This is a genomic window from Gilliamella sp. App2-1, assembly GCF_001690255.1.
Lineage (GTDB): Bacteria > Pseudomonadota > Gammaproteobacteria > Enterobacterales > Orbaceae > Gilliamella > Gilliamella apicola_G.
On the sequence record NZ_LZGR01000017.1, the window covers coordinates 14,095 to 35,064 of the forward strand.

Annotated in this window: 22 protein-coding genes and 1 riboswitch; of the genes, 16 read left to right on the forward strand and 6 right to left on the reverse strand. The window is 35.4% G+C overall.

Annotated features, from left to right (window positions below; all coding sequences use genetic code 11):
• Positions 1–22 precede the first annotated feature (22 nt).
• On the reverse strand, positions 23–451 hold the full coding sequence (locus A9G22_RS01970) for a universal stress protein (RefSeq protein WP_065586492.1): 429 nt from the start codon (positions 449–451) through the stop codon (positions 23–25).
• 276 nt (positions 452–727) lie between these two features.
• On the opposite strand from A9G22_RS01970, the gene A9G22_RS11755 reads away from it, so the two are divergent.
• Positions 728–946, forward strand: a complete 219-nt coding sequence (locus tag A9G22_RS11755; RefSeq protein ID WP_081296951.1) for a GNAT family N-acetyltransferase — start codon at positions 728–730, stop codon at positions 944–946.
• Positions 947–966: 20 nt separating this feature from the next.
• Positions 967–1,560, forward strand: coding sequence for a Maf family protein (locus A9G22_RS01975; RefSeq protein WP_065586491.1), 594 nt, complete (start codon positions 967–969; stop codon positions 1,558–1,560).
• A 30-nt stretch (positions 1,561–1,590) separates the two neighbouring features.
• Here the strand turns inward: A9G22_RS01975 and A9G22_RS11035 are convergent, their stop codons facing one another.
• Positions 1,591–1,959 (reverse strand): ATP-binding cassette domain-containing protein, encoded by a 369-nt coding sequence (locus tag A9G22_RS11035; protein ID WP_082264481.1) that lies wholly within the window; start codon positions 1,957–1,959, stop codon positions 1,591–1,593.
• Positions 1,913–2,104, reverse strand: coding sequence for a hypothetical protein (locus tag A9G22_RS01985; RefSeq protein WP_075508261.1), 192 nt, complete (start codon positions 2,102–2,104; stop codon positions 1,913–1,915). Before A9G22_RS01985 ends, A9G22_RS11035 begins: the two co-directional genes overlap by 47 nt.
• A 364-nt stretch (positions 2,105–2,468) precedes the next feature.
• On the opposite strand from A9G22_RS01985, the gene A9G22_RS01990 reads away from it, so the two are divergent.
• The 13 genes from A9G22_RS01990 (at position 2,469) to thiD (ending at position 15,611) form a co-directional block, all read left to right on the forward strand.
• Positions 2,469–3,911, forward strand: a complete 1,443-nt coding sequence (locus A9G22_RS01990; protein WP_075508262.1) for an LTA synthase family protein — start codon at positions 2,469–2,471, stop codon at positions 3,909–3,911.
• Positions 3,912–4,187: 276 nt separating this feature from the next.
• On the forward strand, positions 4,188–5,150 hold the full coding sequence (gutQ, locus tag A9G22_RS01995) for an arabinose-5-phosphate isomerase GutQ (protein WP_065586488.1): 963 nt from the start codon (positions 4,188–4,190) through the stop codon (positions 5,148–5,150).
• A 185-nt stretch (positions 5,151–5,335) separates the two neighbouring features.
• Positions 5,336–5,857 carry a shikimate kinase AroK gene (aroK, locus tag A9G22_RS02000; protein WP_065586487.1) on the forward strand — a complete coding sequence of 174 codons (522 nt, stop codon included), beginning with the start codon at positions 5,336–5,338 and terminating at the stop codon, positions 5,855–5,857.
• A 68-nt stretch (positions 5,858–5,925) separates the two neighbouring features.
• Positions 5,926–6,711 (forward strand): SPOR domain-containing protein, encoded by a 786-nt coding sequence (locus A9G22_RS02005; protein WP_075508263.1) that lies wholly within the window; start codon positions 5,926–5,928, stop codon positions 6,709–6,711.
• Between the two features lie 48 nt (positions 6,712–6,759).
• Entirely contained in the window at positions 6,760–7,581 is an 822-nt protein-coding gene (locus tag A9G22_RS02010) for a Dam family site-specific DNA-(adenine-N6)-methyltransferase (RefSeq protein ID WP_075508264.1), read from the forward strand.
• 47 nt (positions 7,582–7,628) lie between these two features.
• Positions 7,629–8,306: a ribulose-phosphate 3-epimerase gene (rpe, locus tag A9G22_RS02015; RefSeq protein WP_065586484.1), complete on the forward strand. Its 678-nt coding sequence runs from the start codon at positions 7,629–7,631 to the stop codon at positions 8,304–8,306.
• On the forward strand, positions 8,299–8,994 hold the full coding sequence (locus tag A9G22_RS02020) for a phosphoglycolate phosphatase (RefSeq protein ID WP_075508265.1): 696 nt from the start codon (positions 8,299–8,301) through the stop codon (positions 8,992–8,994). The genes rpe and A9G22_RS02020 overlap by 8 nt, the downstream gene beginning before the upstream one ends.
• Positions 8,995–9,017: 23 nt before the next feature.
• Positions 9,018–10,013: a tryptophan--tRNA ligase gene (gene trpS, locus A9G22_RS02025; protein WP_065586482.1), complete on the forward strand. Its 996-nt coding sequence runs from the start codon at positions 9,018–9,020 to the stop codon at positions 10,011–10,013.
• A 109-nt stretch (positions 10,014–10,122) separates the two neighbouring features.
• On the forward strand, positions 10,123–11,484 hold the full coding sequence (gene trkA / locus A9G22_RS02030) for a Trk system potassium transporter TrkA (protein ID WP_065586481.1): 1,362 nt from the start codon (positions 10,123–10,125) through the stop codon (positions 11,482–11,484).
• A gap of 287 nt (positions 11,485–11,771) precedes the next feature.
• Positions 11,772–12,803, forward strand: coding sequence for an AI-2E family transporter (locus tag A9G22_RS02035; protein ID WP_065586480.1), 1,032 nt, complete (start codon positions 11,772–11,774; stop codon positions 12,801–12,803).
• Between the two features lie 403 nt (positions 12,804–13,206).
• Positions 13,207–13,308: riboswitch (TPP riboswitch) on the forward strand.
• 54 nt (positions 13,309–13,362) lie between these two features.
• Positions 13,363–14,148 carry a hydroxyethylthiazole kinase gene (thiM, locus tag A9G22_RS02040; protein WP_065586479.1) on the forward strand — a complete coding sequence of 262 codons (786 nt, stop codon included), beginning with the start codon at positions 13,363–13,365 and terminating at the stop codon, positions 14,146–14,148.
• Between the two features lie 12 nt (positions 14,149–14,160).
• The gene (gene thiE, locus A9G22_RS02045; RefSeq protein WP_075508266.1) at positions 14,161–14,802 is read left to right on the forward strand and encodes a thiamine phosphate synthase; all 642 of its coding nucleotides are present in this window, start codon (positions 14,161–14,163) and stop codon (positions 14,800–14,802) included.
• An 11-nt stretch (positions 14,803–14,813) separates the two neighbouring features.
• Positions 14,814–15,611: a bifunctional hydroxymethylpyrimidine kinase/phosphomethylpyrimidine kinase gene (thiD, locus tag A9G22_RS02050; RefSeq protein ID WP_075508267.1), complete on the forward strand. Its 798-nt coding sequence runs from the start codon at positions 14,814–14,816 to the stop codon at positions 15,609–15,611.
• A gap of 215 nt (positions 15,612–15,826) precedes the next feature.
• On the opposite strand, the gene A9G22_RS02055 is transcribed toward thiD, so the two are convergent.
• A complete protein-coding gene (locus A9G22_RS02055) occupies positions 15,827–16,030 on the reverse strand; it encodes a heavy-metal-associated domain-containing protein (RefSeq protein ID WP_065586476.1) in 204 nt (67 codons plus the stop codon).
• Between the two features lie 243 nt (positions 16,031–16,273).
• Between A9G22_RS02055 and A9G22_RS02060 the strand changes: the two genes are divergently transcribed.
• Positions 16,274–17,209, forward strand: coding sequence for a hypothetical protein (locus A9G22_RS02060; RefSeq protein WP_141669944.1), 936 nt, complete (start codon positions 16,274–16,276; stop codon positions 17,207–17,209).
• A gap of 510 nt (positions 17,210–17,719) precedes the next feature.
• Here A9G22_RS02060 and A9G22_RS02065 read toward each other — a convergent pair.
• Together A9G22_RS02065 and A9G22_RS02070 are read right to left on the reverse strand one after the other, a co-directional pair.
• On the reverse strand, positions 17,720–19,210 hold the full coding sequence (locus tag A9G22_RS02065) for a hypothetical protein (RefSeq protein ID WP_075508269.1): 1,491 nt from the start codon (positions 19,208–19,210) through the stop codon (positions 17,720–17,722).
• Positions 19,211–20,307: 1,097 nt separating this feature from the next.
• Positions 20,308–20,688: a hypothetical protein gene (locus tag A9G22_RS02070; RefSeq protein ID WP_065586473.1), complete on the reverse strand. Its 381-nt coding sequence runs from the start codon at positions 20,686–20,688 to the stop codon at positions 20,308–20,310.
• Positions 20,689–20,970: the final 282 nt, after the last annotated feature.

The following is a 20,970-nucleotide window of genomic DNA, read 5'->3' on the forward strand; positions in this document are numbered from 1 at the left end:
ATTTTATTCTTAAAAGACTCTTCTACCTGATCACCAATACCGCCGTTTTAGCACCACGTACTACACCTGACGCATTAGATCCTAAAAGATGCGTTGAGATATTAGGACGGCGTGATCCTAGAATAATTAAATCAGGTTGAATTTCTTCCGCTAAGCGGAGAATTTCATCCCTTGGATGACCAAATGCAATAGAAAACGATAAATTTTCACGTGGTAAATTAATCGAGTCAATCAGTTTGTGCAAGTGCTGTTCTGTCTGCACTGTGGCTTTATCCTTAAATTCGTCAAAACCAAAGGAGTAAGCATTCACAATAGCTGATGCAACGGGTAATGTATGAAAAAAGATAACTTCGGCATTAGACAATTTGGCTAAGTACTCTACATGTGGGATGACTTTTTTAGTTAATTCTTCTTCAAGCACATCGATAGGAACCAAAATTTTTTTGTACATAACTCCCCCCTTGCTTTGTTATAGTTTCGATGTTTCGATTATATATTCAGTGATAGATAAAAGATGTTTGACTTAGTCACTATGATACGCATTTTAAATGTAATCCTTAATTATTTTTTATTCGATTTATGATAAAGATCAGCATGAGTCGCATTATTTATCGTTTTGATGTCAAACCAACACTCGAACAAGCCATCACATTTTTTTGTCACTGCACGTTTTCAAGCTATATTAGATAATACCAATTTTATTATAACTGCTTGACATGATGATAAACTGATTAGTATTGCGCGTTGTTTAACGGATTTTGTTTATATCACTTATTTAGCCGATCTCGCGGTGGTTAAAGATTATCAACGACAAGGCATCGGCAAGCAATTAATAAAAGAAGTGAAAAACAATACTGGTAAAGCATGTCCAATTACCCTACTGGTTGTACCACAGGTAGTTGATTATTATGTTCATATCGGTTTTAATGCACATTATTCAGACTGAATTTTAAGAGAAAACCAAAAATGAGAATCATTTTAGCATCAACATCAGCATCGCGTAAAAAAGTGCTCGAAAAATTAGCCATTCCGTTTGAATGTGTGCCCCCTATATGCGATGAAACACCGCTAGCCGGTGAGTCAGCCCAGCAATTGGTGGTTCGGCTAGCAAAACTAAAAGCCCAATCATTAGCGACGCAATTTGCTGATAGTTTAATTATTGGTTCGGATCAAGTCGGCGTGTTAGACGGTAATATGGTTTGCAAACCGCATACGATTGATAATGCCCGACAACAGCTTCGACAAAGCAGCGGTAAAGCCTTCTATTTTTATACTGGCATGACGGTAATTAATACCAAAACACAACAACAAATCACCATTTGCGAACCGTTTAAGGTGACTTTTCGGCACTTAACTGATCCAGAAATTGATGCCTACATTAGCAAAGAGATGCCTTTGCAATGTGCTGGCAGTTTTAAATGTGATGAACTTGGCATTACCCTGTTTGATAAGCTAGAAGGCGATGATATTCATTCACTCGTTGGATTGCCGTTATTAAAACTCAATAAAATTATGATTGAAATGGGCTGTAATCCGTTATTAATGTCGTCAGTCAGCTAGCCCTCCCCTTTTAATTGCCAATATGATGCATTAGTCAAATAATCGCCCTACTGACATTTTCATGATTTTTCGGCTATAATGGGCAACATTTTTATCATGAATAATCATCAATAAGGCGGTGCCTTGTTGATGAATTTCGGTAAGCAATTGCCTGATTTCAGCTGTACTATTTTCTTCATCAAGATCACTGGTTGGCTCATCGGCAATAATTATTTGAAGTTTACAAATTAGTGCTCGTAAGATCGCAATACGGCGCATTTCACCACCTAACATATTAGCTGGATAGGTATTTTGCAAATAGCTTATTCTGGCTTTTTTAAGCAGACTTTGTGCATAACTTAGACTACGTTGATTAGGTCCTTTGCTTAAATAAAAGGGTGATATCTTTGATTTTATCAATCAAATCGACTTTTACATAAAAGCTACTTGGTTCACCACGCAATAGAACAACTTCCATATTTTTTTCATAGCCATAAGGTACAATAAGACTATCTGCACCCAATCGGTTAGCCATGCCTGAAATACCAAGACTGAGTTTTTTCATCAGCACGCTTTAGTTTGTGGTGTCGGTAATGTAATATCGGCATAACAACAAAAAGATCATGAAAACAAAGATAAAATAAAAATCACTTTCCGCATAACCAAAAACATATAACACATTGAAATTATTGCAGTTAATATGGGTGACATCTTATTGTGAATAATGTCAATTATCAACCTTAAATAATAACAATTATCATTTGATATTAGTTGTAACACTATTTTTCAATTTTTACTTTGTAAACTACATTATAATTATAGAAGATAACGTCATAAATCAAATAACATTAGTTGATATTTTTATTTTTTGTGTATTAAGTATATACTTGTGAAAAATTGATTCTTGAGTAAATTGAGTAACAACTATTATGCCATTATCGACATTAATTATTTTACCACTTTTTATCATCACAATTATTTTTGCCTCACTCTTTAAACAGAAAAAATGGCAACTTCTAAGTATAATTTTACTGACGGTCTTTATCGTAATGGAGCTAACTTCTATCTACTTTAGTGGTGGCTTTATTGATTATCAGTTTTATGTAAATTTAAACATTAATGATATTATAGAAGGGCTATTTATTTTTAAATTGCAAGCAGCCTTGGTTATTGTTGTTTTTTTTGCCCTTATTTTCTTACTATCAAAACTAGCGAATTGGTGCAAACGTAAATGCCATTTAATTGTGCGTTTGTTATTAGCCTTTGCAGCAATCATCTCAATTAGTTATCACAATGGACCATTAAGCCGTTTATACGAAATCTATCAAGTCACTAGCGCCCCTCGTGAGCCGTTTGAGCAAGCATTACAATCGCTCAACATGACTAATTACACCAATAAAAATCAGCTTGTTAGCCATCAGGGTAAAAATATTATTGTGCTATCATTAGAATCGTTTGAACAAGGCTTTTTCGATTTTGAAGATATTACCCCTAATTTACGACAACTTCGCCAGGATTATACCTTTTTTGATAATATGCCAATGAGTTCAGGAAGTACTTGGACTACCGCATCGATGTACACTTATATGACGGGTATGCCTTTTTTAATTGGTGGCTACACCACATCACCATTAATGCGCGCAGACCAAACCCATTTAGTTAGTTTGGGCGATGTACTTAATCAAGCGGGGTATCAAACCCGTTATGTGATGGCTAGCCCAGATTTTGCTGGCATTGGACATACTGCTGAGCTGTTTGGTATGGAAGTTATTTCCGAAAAAAACTATGTTGGACAATATCCACCTGCACCTTTTGGGTTGTATGACAAAGATATTTTTGATATTGCGCAAAAACAAATTACCGAAATGCACCAAGCAAATAAACCCTTTGCTTTGTTTGTTTCAACTGTTTCAACCCATGCTCCAAATGGTTTTGATGATGAAAGGATGAGGTCTGTGATTTCACCAAAAGCTGACAATATGTCGTTTGTTGCAGCTTCATTGGATCATAATTTAGGACATTTCATTCAATATTTAAAAGATGAAGATATATTAAAAGATACCATATTTTATATTTTTCCAGATCATTTAATGATGGGAGCTGGCACACCAACAATCAATCGTCTTTCACAAAAAGAGCGCAAACTTTATTTATTAACAAATGCACGCACACAAGATCTACAAAAAACGCCCGATCAAACTATTTATCAAATAGATTTGCCGCGTTTAATTTTAAACGGTGCACAAGTTGAAAGTAATGCCAAATTTTTGACTGACTATTTAACCAAACCTAATTTTGATAAAAAACAGTTTGTTGAACAAAATAAATCCAATATTGCAACGATCAATAATTCAGCACAAGTGTTCAAATAGGCATTTAAAATGACGTTTGATTGATACATCATTGGCTCTTATTTTAATTATACTGAGGATCAAAGTCGTTTTGAGATTTTAAGTGATTATCAAGTAACAGGTAGATTTTATATTCAAACTCTTATCTACCTGAAACTTTTTCACAAACAGACTTTCTTTTTTGAATATTCAAACGTTAATTGTTAAAATGATAATAATTTAGCTTTTATAATCGTCACCTTTGTTTACCAATTATAAATTCATGATCACTCATTTTTATTCGATAGGCTAATTGAAATGGATAAATTATTACAATATGGTCGAGAGCTTTTAGCATTAGAGTTACACGAAGCGCAAAAATTACCTAATCGACTTGGCAAAGATTTTATTAACGCATGTCAGCTTATTCTAACCACCAAAGGTAAAGTTGTTGTTTCAGGTATTGGAAAGTCTGGACACATAGGTAAAAAAATTGCCGCTTCGTTAGCCAGTACAGGCAGTCCAGCTTTTTTTATGCATCCATCAGAAGCATTGCATGGTGATTTAGGAATGGTAACCCCAAACGACATAGCCGTTTTAATTTCTTATTCAGGCCGAGCCAAGGAGTTTAATTTTATTTTACCTATTCTTGCCGAAATGAATGTACCTGTTATTGCTATTACTGGAGGACTAGATTCGCCACTTGCTAAATCAGCTCAAGCCATTCTTGATATTTCAATTGAAAAAGAAGCTTGTCCAATGGGACTTGCACCAACGTCAAGTTCGACCAACACGTTATTAATGGGTGATGCACTAGCAATTGCTGTCATGCGCGCACGAGGCTTTAAAGAGGACGATTTTGCACGATCCCACCCTGCTGGTAGTTTAGGTGCTAAGCTACTCAACCATGTCAAAGATGTTATGCGAACCGGCGATCGACTTCCTAAAGTTTTACAATCTGCAACCGTATTTGATGCCATGCTAGAATTAAGTCGAACAGGTGTGGGATTAGTTGCAATCTGTCAGGATAATAATAAAATAATTGGGGTATTTACCGATGGCGATTTACGTCGCTTATTATTAAAAAATGGCACATTACAAGATAGTATTATAGACGTTATGACCAGCCCTGGGCATCGTATTCCTGCAAATTGGAAGGCCGTTGAAGCGTTAAAATCATTTAATGATCATAATATTACCGCCGCACCAGTCGTTAACAGTGATGGTAAATTAGTAGGCGCTCTAAACATCCATGATTTGCATCAAGCTGGCATTAGCTAAAACTATTGATAAATACCTATTGCCAAAAGGTACTATCTATTGAGATAATTACCGACCTAAATTTTTGTCGTTAGACGGAGATCCAAGAAAAGTTACACAGTGATAACGCGAATGATTTTATAAATCATAGTAAGTTGATATTGTGTTGTATATTTTAACCAAAATTAATAGATGATGAAACTACAATGGCAGAAAAGCGAAATATCTTTCTAATTGGCCCAATGGGGGCAGGGAAAAGCACTATAGGCCGACAAATTGCACAACAATTAGGCATGGATTTTTTTGACTCAGATCAAGAGATTGAAAAACGTACTGGTGCCGATATTGCATGGATTTTTGATCTAGAAGGGGAAGACGGATTCCGTGCCAGAGAAGAAAAAGTTATTAATGAGTTGACTGAAAAACAAGGCGTAGTTCTTGCAACTGGTGGGGGATCTGTTTTATCTAAAGAGACACGCAATCGATTATCGGCTCGTGGAATTGTTGTCTATCTTGAAACAACTATTGAAAAACAAATGGCAAGAACGCAAAAAGATAAACGTCGCCCATTATTGCAAGGTGGTAACACTCCGCGTGAGCTTTACGAAGAACTTGCCGATAAACGCGAGCCTCTTTACGAAGAAATTGCCGATATTACAATTAAGACCGATGAACAAAGTGCCAAAGGTGTTGCAAGTTATATCATTGATAAAATCGAGCAAATTTAAACCATTTTTTACTTATGTTGGCAAGTTATAGCGAAGCAATAAACCTATTAATAGGTTAAGGAGTAAGAATGCGTGTTGATAGAGAGGATCGTTATTTATCTGAACAACCTAATAAAAGCGCTATACTCTCAAAATTACCAAGTTTGTTGCAAGAATTTTTTAAAAAAAAGTTAGCTATTCTTGGTATGGCAGTTGTCATTATCCTGTTATTGCTTAGCTGGCTTTTGTTTCCTGTTTCAAACAAAAATGAACCAACACTATTAACACCACCAGAGATTAATGGTGTTGCAACTTCGCAAGTGTCGAATGATGCCCTTACACAGGGACAAGCTGCTCTGACAAAAACTAGTTCGGGGGAAAATATAGTTCTAGACGAACAGTTTAGACAACTAGGTAACCAACAAAGACCTGAGGTAAAACATAATCCAGTTACACCATTGAGTCATCCAAATATTAATGGCGCTTCAGGTTTAAATAACGTTAAAACGAATGCGAATTCAACAAAGGCTAGCATAAATAAAGATGCCGTTGATAAAATAAATCATCATAAACCCCATGAAAAATTGGGGTTAGAGAATAATTTAAAGCTAGGGGATAATAGTTATAGCATTCAACTTACTGCGTCTAAATCAGCTGATGGTCTAAAAAAGTTTGTTGAACACCATAAAATAACCAATTATCAAATTTATGAAACTCAACGTAATAATGAAAAATGGTATATTTTAATTAAAGGCAACTACTCATCATCTGAAGAAGCACATAAAGCAATTAAGTCTTTACCAAGTGCACTACAAAAAAATAAGCCATGGGTTAAATCTAGTGCAACGATTAATAAAGAGAAAGCATCAAAATAACAAACGACGTCGTTTATTTATCCGATCAACGACAAATAGGAGTATCCGTTGAAGAAGCAACGAGCCTTTTTAAAATGGGCTGGAGGAAAATATGAGCTCGTGGACACAATTAAACGATATCTACCAGAAGGCGATCAACTGATTGAACCTTTTGTCGGGGCTGGTTCTGTGTTTTTAAACACTAACTATAAAAGTTATATTTTAGCAGATATTAATCAAGACTTAATTTCATTATTTACATTGTTAAAATCAAGTCCCGATCAATTTATCCGTGATCTTAGATTGCTATTTGTTGCTCAAAATAATCAACCTGACGCTTTTTATCAGCTTCGAGATGTATTTAATCGAAATAAAGACCAGTATTTTAGATCCCTGTTATTTGTCTATTTGAATAGACATGGTTATAACGGTTTATGTCGTTATAATAGTAGAGGGCTATTTAACGTACCATTTGGGCGTTATAAGACAATTTATTTTCCTGAAAAAGAACTCTATTTTTTTGCAGAAAAAGCACAAAAAGCACAATTTATTTGCGCGCCTTATCACGAAGTCATGAATAAAGCGAAACAAAACTCGGTGATTTATTGTGATCCGCCCTATATATCTCCGAATGAATCAGCTGGATTTACGGCTTATTATTCAAATATTTTTGGATTTGAAGAGCATAAAAACTTGTCGAAATTGGCTGAAACCATAGCATATAAAAAAGATATACCGGTACTGGTATCTAATCATTATACTGATTACACCATGACCCTTTACAGTAAAGCGAGTCAACTTTATCGAGCAGAAATGCGACGTTCAATTAGCTGTGCTGGCAAAAGCCGAAAAAAAATCGATGAAATTTTAGCTTTATATAAAAAGTCATAAATAGATTTGAATATAAGGTGAGCTATTAGAGGTAGTAGAGGTAGGTTATGAAAGAATACATTATTGCTCCATCAATATTATCAGCTGATTTTGCTCGTCTTGGCGAAGATACCCAAAAAGTTGTCGATGCAGGTGCTGATGTTATTCATTTTGATGTTATGGATAACCATTTTGTACCTAATCTAACCATGGGTGCGATGTTTTGTAAAGCATTACGAGACTATGGCATAAAAGCACCTATTGACGTGCATTTAATGGTATCACCGGTTGAAGAACTCATCACCGCATTTGCCAAAGCAGGCGCAACCAACATATCAATCCACCCAGAAGCGACCGTTCATTTGGATCGGTCATTACAGTTAATTAAAGATCACGGCTGCACTGCAGGTATTGTATTTAATCCTGCAACACCGCTTGATTATTTAGATTATATTATTGACAAAATTGATATTATTTTATTAATGAGTGTTAATCCTGGTTTTGGAGGACAATCTTTTATACCTTCTACAATTAAGAAGTTACAACAAACCAAACAACGTATTATTGCATCTGGACGCGATATTCGTTTAGAAATTGATGGTGGCGTAAAAGTTGAAAATATAGCAGAAATTGCCAAAGCAGGTGCCGATATGTTTGTTGCAGGCTCCGCCATATTTAGCCAGCCTGATTATAAAACCGTCATTGATGCCATGCGTAAAGAGTTAGCAGGAGTGATACATGAATAAACTAGAAGATATTCAAGCAATCGCATTTGATTTAGATGGTACATTGGTTGATAGTGTGCCGGGGCTGGCACTAGCTACACAAAATATGTTGGCAGACTTGAATCTACCGACAATCAGCAATGAACAAGTCAAAAATTTTGTCGGTAATGGTATTGATATCATGCTCGAGCGAGTATTTAAAGCCATTCAAGTTGATCCATCAACTGAGCTACTGGCAAAAGCTAAAAATCTATTTAACCAGCATTATGATAAAGTTATTGATGCAGAAACGAAACTGTTTCCCAATGTTAAAGAAACCCTAAAAGTGCTTCATGATAATCATTATCCGCTGGCATTAGTGACCAATAAACCTGCACAATTTTTACCGGCCTTGCTGACTTCCTTAGGTATAAAAGAGTACTTTTCGTTAGTTCTTGGTGGTGGTGATGTGATTAAATTAAAACCACATCCAGCGCCGTTGTATCAAGTAATGGCTACATTTGGATTGTTTAGTGATCAGTTGCTTTTTGTTGGCGATTCTAAAAATGATATTACTGCCGCCCAAAATGCTAACTGTCCAACCGTTGCATTAAGCTATGGCTATAACTATGGCATCTCGATCGCTACCAGCAACCCTGATTTTTTATTAGATGATTTTAAAGACATATTAACATTATTACCTCAGCCAAAAGCTGATGCAAAAAAATAATTAGCATAAATTAGGAACAAATTATGAGTAAACCGATTGTATTTAGTGGCGCTCAGCCATCAGGAGAACTAACACTTGGCAACTACTTAGGTGCATTAAAAAATTGGGTGGCTCTGCAAGGCGAATATGATTGCGTTTATTGTATTGTCAATCAGCATGCGATTACCGTACGCCAAGATCCCAACAAATTACGTAAAGCTACATTAGATACACTCGCTCTGTATTTAGCTTGTGGCATCGATCCACAAAAAAGCACTATTTTTGTACAATCTCAAGTGCCTGCACATGCACAGCTGGGCTGGGCATTAAATTGTTACACCTATTTTGGTGAACTCAGCCGTATGACTCAATTTAAAGATAAATCATCTCGTCACTCCGAAAATATCAATGCGGGTTTATTTGATTACCCAGTCCTGATGGCTGCCGATATTTTGCTCTATCAAGCAAACTTAGTGCCTGTAGGCGATGATCAAAAACAACATCTTGAATTATCTCGTGATATCGCTATGCGGTTTAATGCGCTTTACGGTGATATATTTACTGTTCCAGAGCCATTTATTTCAAAAGTGGGCGCACGTGTTATGTCATTGCAAGAACCCACAAAGAAAATGTCTAAATCAGACGACAACCGCAATAACGTAATTGGCTTGCTCGAAAATCCTAAAGATATTGAGAAGAAAATCAAACGTGCAATGACCGATTCTGATGAGCCTCCAGTGGTACGTTATGATCTTAAAAATAAAGCAGGCGTTTCAAACCTACTTGATATTTTGACTGGCGTGACAGGTAAACCCATTACTGAGCTTGAAAAAGAGTTTGAAGGCAAAATGTATGGTCATCTCAAAACTGAAGTAGCAGCGCAAGTCATCGATATGCTGACCACTTTGCAAGCCAAGTATCATCAGTACCGAGATGACGAAAGTTATCTATTTGCCATCATGCAAGAAGGCGCAGAAAAAGCGTATTCAAAAGCCGAACCAACTTTGAAAAAAGTCTATGATGCAATCGGTTTTGTATAATTGCCAAATCAATAATTGATTGTGACTCAAAAATAAAACAGTATGCAATGGCTTTAATAGACTAAATAAATTGGCAACGATTAAAGCCATTTAACTATACGGGTTAGTTATGAAGATTATTATTCTTGGTGCAGGGCAAACCGGTAGTGCACTTGCTGAATATCTCGTTACCGAAAAACAAAACGATGTCACCGTAGTTGATGAAAATTATAATAAATTACAATCACTACAAGAACGTTTTGATTTACAGGTGATTTGTGGAAAATCATCCTATCCTCAGGTTTTAGAAAGTGCAGGTGCCGAATCGGCCGATATGCTTGTCGCGGTAACTAACTCTGACGAAGTCAACATGATGGCCTGCCAAATTGGGCATGTCATGTTTAACATTCCACAAAAAGTCGCACGCATTAGAGCTCCTGAATACAATGACGAAAATTATCCCTTTTTTAATAAAGATTGTATTAATATCGATCATATTATTGCCCCAGAAAACCTTATCACTAATCATATTAGTCAATTAGTCCAATATCCTGGTTCGTTACAATTTGCATCTTTTTATGACAATCGCGTCTGTTTGGTTGCTGTGACGGCCTATTACGGCGGTGCTTTAGTTGGGAGTGAACTATCTGGACTTAAAGAACACTTACCTCATGTTGAAGCTCGGGTTGTCGCAATTTATCGTAAAAATCGCTTTATACGTCCGCTAGGGTCAACCCTTATTGAAGCAGGAGATATGGTTTATTTCATTACACCGCCGGTTAATATTAAAGCGGTGACTAGTGAGCTACAACGTTTAGAAAAGCCCTATAAACGAATCATTATTAGCGGCGGTGGTGGTGTAGCTGTCACTTTAGCAAAGCGTTTAGAAAACGATTATCAAGTTAAATTAATCGAACGCAATGCCGAACGTGCCGAATTAATTGCTGAGCAACTTATTAATACAACGGTTCTGCATGGCGAATCATCGGATCAAGAATTACTCTCACAAGAGCAAGTTGAACTTACTGATCTGTTTATTGCTGTCACCAATGATGATGAATCCAATATCATGTCTTCTATGCTTGCAAAAAGGATGGGAGCAAAAAAAGTGATTGTGTTGATTCAACGCCAAGCCTACCTTGAATTGATTAATGACAGTGTGATTGATATTGCAATTTCACCACAACACGCCACAATTTCAGAACTGTTAAGCCATGTAAGGCAAACGGGCGTTGTTAAAGTCGTTTCATTAAGACAAGGTGAATCCGAGATTGTCGAAATTGCTGCCAATGGGAATAATGAAACATCACGACTCGTTGGCAAAAATATTAATGGTTTAAAATTACCTTCAGGCGCAACTATTGGAGCTGTAGTGCGAGGCGAAGATGTGATTATCGTTAATACTGATTTAACAATAGAAGACAATGATCATCTAATCATCTTTTTGCCAGATAGAAAAGCAATTACAGAGATTGAAAGATTATTACAATAGTTTTTTAAAAAATATAATGTAAATAAAAACACGTTCCCACAAATTTAATATAAAAACTGTCAGGAGGATTATTAATTTTTATTGAGACTTTTACGTCTGTTTTCTGGAGTTTGAATTTAAACTTTAGAAAACCTGCAACTACATAAGATTAGTTCGATATACATAATCATTTAAAAAAATTTAGATTTTAAACAAAGTTTGCCTTAAAGTGGGCTTTAAGCACAGAGCTTAAGCTGCAAAATTTTATTTGACTTTAATGGCTTATTTATTGAAAGGAATTAGTTACCATGTTACTCAATAATAATCAAAAATTAGGTCTATTTTGCCTCACGCTATTTTCCGTTTTTTTCATTATTTTAATGCAAGTTCATTTAATGCCAGCAGTAATTGCCGGTTTATTAACCTATACATTAACTCAAAAATTAGATGAGTTTTTATCACGAAAAATGATACGTTTTAGCCATCAATCAAAATTAGTTTCGGTACTAGTACTCACAACACTGATTATGAGTATTTTTATTGGTGGTTTTTGGTATTTATTTGCTTGGTTTGTTGATATGGCCAAGCACCCTACCGAAACATTAACAAATATGAAATTAGTAGTAAACAATGTAGTAAACAGTCTGCCGTCAAGCGTGACCCATTATTTACCTGATGATTTAGACGAAGTGAAATCAACTATAATGATTTACCTTAAAGATCACGTCTTTTATCTACAATCTATCATCAAAAAAGTATTTCATGATTTAGTCATATTAATTGTGGGAATGATTATTGGATTAATCTTAGGCTATAAAGAAAATCAACGTAGTAGCAATAATAATCAAATGACACAAAGAGCATTAACTAAAGCCTTAAAAACCAGTTTAAATCGATTAGTGGTGGTATTCCAATATGTAGCGATGTCCCAAGTTGTGATTGCATTATTTAATACTATCATGACTGCCATTTTGCTATTTATTATTTTGCCTGTATTTGGCATTCATTTACCGTTTAGTAAAAGTTTAGTGTTAGCCACATTTGTTTTTGGTCTTATTCCAATTATTGGAAATTTGATTGTTAATGGATTAATCTTTTTTGTTGCATTTACCGTATCATTTACCGTCGCAATGGTGATTATTGTTTATTTAATCTTAATTCATAAAATGGAATATGTACTTAATGCAAAAATAGTCGGGACAAAAATTCATGCTGGTATCTGTGAATTGTTAATTTCGATGCTATTTTTAGAGACCCTTTTTGGTGTCATTGGTTTAATTTTTGCGCCTATTTTTTATGCATTTATTAAATTATCATTAAAAGAACTACGAATCATTTAAAGTTAATAATAATAAAAATTGGCAAAAATCAATAATGATTTGTTTGAATAAATATTTAAATTGGAAATATTGTTTCTTATGTCACTAAAGCTAAAAATGCCTGTACCAAGTTTATTTTTGCTGGTATCTATAATGAATTCGTTAATTGTTCTTTAAATGGTGTAATGCAGGAAATAATGGTACCTCAATACTCTGTGGAGAAAATATGCATGGCTTAAAACTACCTACAGGCTTTTCAGGTTGTAGCGAATAGCGAAGATACGATTATCGTTAATACTAATTTAACGATAGAAGACCATGATCATCTAATTCTCTTCTTGCCAGATAGAATGGCAATTACGAGTATTGAAAGATTATTACAATAACTTGTTAAAAACCGATAGTCAGTTCATAATAACTACACAATTTTGACTCGGGGTGTTTTTTGTTTAAACAAAAAACTGAGATTTTACCCGTTGAACCTGATCTGGATTATGCCAGCGTAGGGAAGTCTAAGCTATAAAGTCACTAAATTGGCCAATTCTTCCTAACGTATATAAAATATAAGGAGGGAAGAAATATGCCAGCAGTCAAATCATTTCACACCACGCAAGCAATCGCTTTTATCCATCACATTAAACAACAACGCCCACTCGTGCATTGCATAACTAATGATGTAGTCCAAAATTTTACCGCCAATGTACTACTTGCTATTGGTGCATCACCCGCAATGGTGATTGCCGAGCAAGAAGTTGCGGCATTTGTTACCATTGCCGATAGTTTACTGATTAATATTGGCACCATTCACAGCAGCATAGCCTCAAGTATGTTATTAGCAGCAGCTAAAGCTCAGCAAACACAAACCCCATGGGTACTCGATCCTGTCGCTGTAGGACCTGCACTTAATTACCGTACTGAAATTGCATATCAATTATTATCATTAAAACCAACAGTAATTCGTGGTAATGCCTCAGAAATATTAGCGCTAAATGGTCAAAACTCATCGGCAAAAGGACCTGACGGTCAAGACTCAACCCAATCAGCTTTAAACGCCGCCCAAGAGCTTGCGCAAAAATATCAAACAATTGTTGCAATGACAGGTGATATCGACTATATCACTAACGGTAACAATGTATATAGCATAACAGGAGGCGATATTGCTTTAACTAAAGTGACGGGAACGGGATGTTCGTTATCCGCCATGGTAGCAGCCTTTATAGCCAATTCACCTGACCCTTTATTCGCTACTGCCTCAGCATGTTTTATGATGAAAAAGGCCGCTGAACTTGCCAATAAACAGCAAGGATTAGGCACCTTTATGGTATCTCTATTAGATCAACTCTCGCTATTTAACTCCTCGCTTTAATAAGGGTATCAAATGAAAAAACAATTGGATTTAACCCTTTATTTAGTGCTCGAACCACTACTTTGCGGTGGTATTAGTGGTATGGTCAATACAACTAAAATTGCTGTCAAAAATGGCGTAACTGCTATACAGTTAAGATCAGAAAAAGAACTGGCAGGTAAAGATTGGTATCAAGCAGCATTAGCATTGAAAGAAACGCTAAGTGATACACCTGTCCCGCTATTTATAAATGATCACGTGGATATTGCTTTAGCAATTAATGCCGATGGCGTACATATTGGACAAAGTGATTTACCTGCCGATGTCACTCGCCAACTCATTGGCAAAGATAAATGGTTAGGGTTTTCAGTATCCAATCGCCAACAACTTGATACCACGCCTTGGCAGCTGGTTGATTATATTGGTATTGGTCCTATCTTTCCAACCACAACCAAAAAAGATGTAACAGTAGCACTGGGAACCGAACAGTTAACCAAGTTAGTAGAACTAAAGCAGCGCCCTGCTGTTGCCATTGGTGGTATTGATGAAAACAATGTAACTAATATTATCCAAACAGGCATTGACGGTGTTGCAGTGGTTTCGGCTATTTGTGGCAAAAAAGATATTCAACAAGCAACGTTATCGCTTATTAACAAAATCAAGCAAGCTAAATAGGAAATACTATCATGACAACAATTACATTAACCATTGCTGGATCTGATCCTAGCGGTGGAGCAGGTATTCAAGCCGATTTAAAAACCTTTTCTGCACTTGGTGCATATGGTATGTCAGTTATTACCGCCCTAACGGCACAAAGTACACAAGGAGTTGATGCGGTATTAGCGATCCCGCCCGAATTTATTGAAGCCCAATTTAATACGCTTTATCAAGATATTCAAATTGATAGCGTAAAAATAGGAATGCTCATGAATAAAGAGATAGTCACAACCGTCCACCATCTGCTAAAAAGCAACCCAATCCCGATCATCATCTTAGACACCGTCATGGTCGCCAAAGGGGGATATTCGCTCCTAAAACCTGACGCCATCACAGCCATTCGTGAACTTTTACTCCCCCTAGCAACCATCATCACTCCCAATCTACCAGAAGCCGCCGCGCTACTTGATTGTGATGAAGCAAAAACCGAAGATGATATGCAAAAACAAGGGTGTGAATTACTTAAACTAGGTTGCAAAGCGGTCTTAATGAAAGGCGGGCACTTGCTAAGCCATGAAAGTCCAGATTATTTGATAACTCAAGATAGCATCATAAGAATGACCTTTCCGCGAATTCAAACTAAAAATACCCACGGAACGGGCTGCACACTTTCTGCCGCAATTTCAGCATTAGTACCCAAATATAACAACTTAGAAGAGGCCATAAAACAGGCTAAAAACTATTTGCAAGGTGCCATTAGCCATGCCGATGATTTAACTATTGGCAAAGGTGATGGCCCTACACACCATTTTTATCACTGGTGGTAATAAGTCAGCAGTGATCAATGTTTTATCACACAATTTAGCTAAAAAATATCCATAAACAAATTGATTTTATCAAATTTTTAATTAACTCTTATAGAGTTTAAAGTTATTCTTTGGAAAACCGATAACCAAATAAAGTGAAATCGACAAACAGAATGTTTGTCGACACAGTACTTTTCAGAGATAAATGCAAAAAATCTTATCAAAAACCACTTAACTTAATAAGAAACACCAACGAACTGGAAGCCAGCTTCAGCAATCGCCGTAATAACGGCTTCTTGAGAAATAGTGCTATTTTCGATATCAACCTCGTGCTTAGCTATATCAACTGTCACTTTTGCCTTTGGATCAATATCATTGATTGCTTTAGTTATCGTTTTAACACAATGTTGACAACTTATATTATCTACTATTAATTTCATAAAAAACCTCTTTATCATCAATATTAATGTCATCTTTAATAAATCAAAAAATAAAAGGGCTGAGTTATAACCTATTTTATCTAAGTCAAATCATTGTTTAATCACTTATATCATTAAGTTTAACTATTCATTTCAATTTAATAGTCTTAATTAAAATTTACATAAATTATGCATTAATTTTATATATTTTTTTCAAAAAAATGATAATATTTACATCTTTTTTTATACTTATAATAAATTATCATGAACAAGAAAATAAAATATATTGTGTTGCTAACTTGTAGCTTAACCCTTGTTGGCTGTTCGGAGTCTAGTTCTATCGAACGTTGGATTGACAATCCAACAGCTAATGAAATAAAAGTAATCATTGATGGTGATGAGTTAACCATCCCAGCAAAATCAGGCGTTAATTATACGTTTTCATATGGCAAACACACTATGTCGTATAATAATGATTCTCTCAATTTTATTGTAAAGCCTGCTAAATTTAGTGATTCAGGTTTTATTAACCCAACACAAAGCAATTATTTGCTATACACTATTATATATGCAACCTCTAATATGGATGAAAATGAATACAATAAAGTGTTAGAAAAAGAGCTTAATCGTATTCCTGCAATGATTAACGGAGAAGAATCAGAAATAGAGCTCCCTGTAAAAATAGTCAATGATGTATTTATTGAAAGGAGCAATTATCATTGGAGTTACTCTTTTGATCAATCTTTCCCTGAAGAAATAACACAAGATCTAAATTTAAAGAAACATCAATCTTATTACGAACGATTTAAAAAATTATACCGAGAAAGTGATTTTATTGAGCATTTAAAACAAGATGGAGTGCAAGAAGAAATTAGCTTCCCTTATCATCCTAAAAAGTTCATAGATATAGTCCAATATGTTATTCCAAATATTGATGTAGATAACATAAAATGTGAGGAAGGTCGCCAATATATGAAGAACCTTTTAAATGATTGGAATCAGCTTATTACATTAAAAGGAGATGCTTTTGAAAAATCATTTAAGAAGATAGGAACAGATGATGCAATTATCCAAAGTTACGCTTCTGAAAAGAAATGTACTAAAGACAATGACCCAGATCAAAGTTACCATAAAACATTAGGACAATTTCTGGATGCTCTCCGAAATGCTCGCGACGTCAACTTTTATGTGATCAAATAATCTTGCCATAGTCATTTACAAAAGATTAAAAAAGAGTTTGTTAAACTATCTATCTGCAAAGGAATAAAATTATTTAAAATAGTTTTATTCCTTAAATCTAATCTACATCTATAAAGAAGATTTTTATCATAAAACTTAAATCAGTTATTACTAATTTTGAGGTGATTTTATCGTTGCTATAATTATTGGTTAATTTTGAAAATGTTGAGCTTAGTTAAAAATAATAATTGCGATAACGCTCCACACAATAGAAATTGGTGATAATCCTTAAAAAACCTTATTAAAAATTTTCAGGTAGCTATATGCTTGAGTATAAAAATTAAGTTTTTATTACTTATTGATTTTGACATTTTTTTGGGGAAAGTGTTTTTGCTATTTAATAGCAAATTAATAGCAAAGTGATCAGCTCATAGCCCCTCCTTACGCAGGGGCTAATTTCTTTGGTAACTTCTCCTTAATTTGTCATATAATCTCGCCCACACCCCCAAAATTAAGAACTAAAACTAAAAACTAAGGAGTGACGCAAAGCCCTCTAGATGTGTTACCATTATAGCTGTTGCTCACGGAGCCGTCGTTCGAGCGGACAAAGAACTGGTAGCCGACTCCAGCTACATCGCTCGTCCAGTAGTAGCTGTTGGAGAAAAAGTTTGCATCGGAGTAATTACTCAATATGCCCCACTCGGCAAAAAATCCTGCTCCAATATAACGCTGATAATGGTTGCCATTTGATATCGGTGTAGCACCAACGGCTCCTCGACAACGGTCAGTTGCCCCACCACCATTACAATTTGAGTTGGTAATGTCTTTTACTTGTACAAGACGATAACCTAAACTGCGACACCATGCTGCTTGATTAGATAATAAATTTTCATTGTCACCTCGGCCGGCGAACCACTTCTGTAACGTAAATCCATATTTTACTATCACATTACCACTACTATCTCTTCCTACTAACTCGAATGTCTGAGGTAAGATTGGCTTAGTAATTCGATTAGGATTATCATTGTTCCATTGGTCTTTTGCCTCTGGACCAGTCAGGGTGACCCGAACAGTTTTACCCGTTGAATCCGGCGTCATAGATGCAGTTATACCCTCATGGGTAACTGGTGCCCAAGTCAATGCATCTGATCCTACTATGTCTAAATCAAAGTATAAATTATGAGCACCCGTAGTTGGGAAATTGCGATCGTATGATGTCGGTGTAGTAGATTGAGGAATAAAACCCTTGGTTGAGCTCCATATGTTAGTAGGACCGGCGAAGTAGATATTATTACCACTACCACCACCATATTTCAAAGACGGTTTAGCATAGCAAATTACAGGAGATGATTTTGGGGTGATGTAATACGTTTCTCGATCGCTGCTGAAAGAAATACTGTTAGGTAAGCCGTACTGCGTTTTTAAACTGCCTTCTGAACTTATTAACACCATCTTATAAGGGGCATTACATAGAGTTAATTCATCACTACGATTAACGGTTTTGTTGTTTTTATCTGTGATGTAAACATACAAATAACCTTGTGCTTTTACCCCATTTTCCTCTTGTCCATCATCATCATCATCTCCCCAATGGTTATAAGGGTCGCTTACGAGCGAATTTAAGTCGATAAAATTCTTTGATGTAGGTACCAACGTGTCAATATCTGCAAAAGTTTCATCGATTTGTGGTAACTCAATCGGATTTGTCGATGATGAAGTATTGTTTGATGGTGTGATTCTAGTTCCATCCGATAACGTGATACCTAACAAACCTTTCGTTGTGCTAATTTTCGTTCTACCTCCATCAAACGTTAAATACGGCGCAGAGCCTTCAATTTCATTTGTCGTAATGGCAGATAACGCATGTGTATTTAATGAATATAGCAACAGCAACAACAGTGCTAATGATAAAAAGACTTTAGATGATGATAATAAGATTAAGAAAGAAGCTTGTCCAAAGTGACGTTTAGAGATATTTAAGACATAAAACCAACAGTACTTGTATCTATAATAGTATTGCATAACATTCTACCTATTAAGTAATTTTTTGATAACCTTGTGTGCTTTTGCTATTTATCAGCAAAAGCACTTTGCTCGTAAAACAAAAGATTAAGCACTAAAGGCTAAAGATAGGCACACAAACCTAACTTCATTAATTGCCCAGTACTCCTTAAAGGAAAAACCTACTACAAAGAAATTGCTTATTGTGCCCATTCACCAACAGACCACTACCAATTCGAAATTAACTATAGTTACCTGTTGATGTCGGTATAGCACCAGATACTTTACTACCATATTTATGACGGAAATAATTAGCGTAACAAATCGCATTGGTAATATCTTTTAAGATTCCTTGCCGATAACCTAAGTTAGAACACCAATTTACTACGTCATCAAAACACCTTTTTATGGTTCCGCAGTTAACAAACCACTTCTACAATACAAAACCATATTTTAATACCACTCTACTATCTCTACCCAATAACACGAATGTCTGCGGTAAGATTGGTTTGTAAACAGGACTACCTGTTTACTTTTGATCCTCGGTTGCCTTTGGATCTTCTAGTGTGACGCATACACTAATACTAGCCACATTAGTCATATTCGTGGTTATTTCACACTCTGCACAACTGGAGCCAATTCAGTAGACCCACTAACTCTCCCCTATATTCAAATCAAATTATAATCAGTGATCGTCAATAGACGGAAAGTTATCGCCGTAAGATTCGGATGCAGTAGATTGGGAAATATCTTCCCATATTCGTCTCACATATCAGCAAAAACTGAATTAGCTGACAAGGAAAAGCCAATAAGATCATCTAGTTTGTATGACTGATAATCTTGTTGGAGCAATGTAATAATCTACTTTACCGCCATCAAAGATGCCACTGTTAGGTATAACCGTACGGCATACTTGAACTACCTTCTGTGAGGCCTAACACCACCTTATATAGAAGTATAACAGATATTTAATATATCGTTACGTTTAACTATACGCTTATTTTTATCGGTAAACCAAACAGTTAAACGCTCTGTTGCACTTAACCTATTTCCTCATATCCATTATCATCGCCCCTGTAGCTATGTGAACTAATAATTGCATTTAACTCCTATCAAGTTTACTTGTTGGTTACCATCCAGCCAATATCAGCAAAATGCTCCCCCTTTGTATTAGATAACACTATTGGGTGTATAGGCGTTGATTTATTGCTTAATGATGTAATTTTTGTGCCGTTTGATAACCTGATGCCTAAAAAATTTTTCATTGCAGTAGTTTTGTTTCTACATTTATCAAACATTAAATACAGAGGACTGCCTTCAATGGCATTTTTGATAGCCGCTGATAACGCATGCATATTTAATGAATAGGACAACAGCAATAATGGCGCAAATAATAAAGAGACTTTAGATGATAATAACGAAGTTAAGGAATAGACGGTATTAAAAATACTCAAAAAACAAGGTTGCCAAAGCTGGTGATAGGTAATCTTATACGGCATAACATCCAACCTTCCGAGTAATATTTTTATAGTTATTAGCTTATAAGATAAGCTAAATTAATTTTTAATGGTTAATTTAAAAGTATAGCGTTTAAAACGAAATTAACTACCATTTTGATGTAAAATTTTGTAAATACGCCATCATTAGTACAAAAATAATGCAGAAAATTACGCTGTGTGTTTTATATTCAGTTGAGTCATGTTATTTAGCGCTTTATAGTGTCATTTCTACGTTAAATTATTAATCATTCTTCCGTTATCCTCCTGGCTAGCTCTAACTTA

Bases quoted from the DNA above. Each gene is read 5' to 3' on its own strand.
- A9G22_RS01970 (WP_065586492.1), bottom strand. From the start codon at position 451: ATGTACAAAAAAATTTTGGTTCCTATCGATGTGCTTGAAGAAGAATTA.
- A9G22_RS01975 (WP_065586491.1), top strand. From the start codon at position 967: ATGAGAATCATTTTAGCATCAACATCAGCATCGCGTAAAAAAGTGCTC.
- A9G22_RS01985 (WP_075508261.1), bottom strand. From the start codon at position 2,104: ATGAAAAAACTCAGTCTTGGTATTTCAGGCATGGCTAACCGATTGGGT.
- A9G22_RS01990 (WP_075508262.1), top strand. From the start codon at position 2,469: ATGCCATTATCGACATTAATTATTTTACCACTTTTTATCATCACAATT.
- gutQ (WP_065586488.1), top strand. From the start codon at position 4,188: ATGGATAAATTATTACAATATGGTCGAGAGCTTTTAGCATTAGAGTTA.
- aroK (WP_065586487.1), top strand. From the start codon at position 5,336: ATGGCAGAAAAGCGAAATATCTTTCTAATTGGCCCAATGGGGGCAGGG.
- A9G22_RS02005 (WP_075508263.1), top strand. From the start codon at position 5,926: ATGCGTGTTGATAGAGAGGATCGTTATTTATCTGAACAACCTAATAAA.
- rpe (WP_065586484.1), top strand. From the start codon at position 7,629: ATGAAAGAATACATTATTGCTCCATCAATATTATCAGCTGATTTTGCT.
- A9G22_RS02020 (WP_075508265.1), top strand. From the start codon at position 8,299: ATGAATAAACTAGAAGATATTCAAGCAATCGCATTTGATTTAGATGGT.
- trpS (WP_065586482.1), top strand. From the start codon at position 9,018: ATGAGTAAACCGATTGTATTTAGTGGCGCTCAGCCATCAGGAGAACTA.
- trkA (WP_065586481.1), top strand. From the start codon at position 10,123: ATGAAGATTATTATTCTTGGTGCAGGGCAAACCGGTAGTGCACTTGCT.
- A9G22_RS02035 (WP_065586480.1), top strand. From the start codon at position 11,772: ATGTTACTCAATAATAATCAAAAATTAGGTCTATTTTGCCTCACGCTA.
- thiM (WP_065586479.1), top strand. From the start codon at position 13,363: ATGCCAGCAGTCAAATCATTTCACACCACGCAAGCAATCGCTTTTATC.
- thiE (WP_075508266.1), top strand. From the start codon at position 14,161: ATGAAAAAACAATTGGATTTAACCCTTTATTTAGTGCTCGAACCACTA.
- thiD (WP_075508267.1), top strand. From the start codon at position 14,814: ATGACAACAATTACATTAACCATTGCTGGATCTGATCCTAGCGGTGGA.
- A9G22_RS02055 (WP_065586476.1), bottom strand. From the start codon at position 16,030: ATGAAATTAATAGTAGATAATATAAGTTGTCAACATTGTGTTAAAACG.
- A9G22_RS02060 (WP_141669944.1), top strand. From the start codon at position 16,274: ATGAACAAGAAAATAAAATATATTGTGTTGCTAACTTGTAGCTTAACC.
- A9G22_RS02065 (WP_075508269.1), bottom strand. From the start codon at position 19,210: ATGCAATACTATTATAGATACAAGTACTGTTGGTTTTATGTCTTAAAT.
- A9G22_RS02070 (WP_065586473.1), bottom strand. From the start codon at position 20,688: ATGCCGTATAAGATTACCTATCACCAGCTTTGGCAACCTTGTTTTTTG.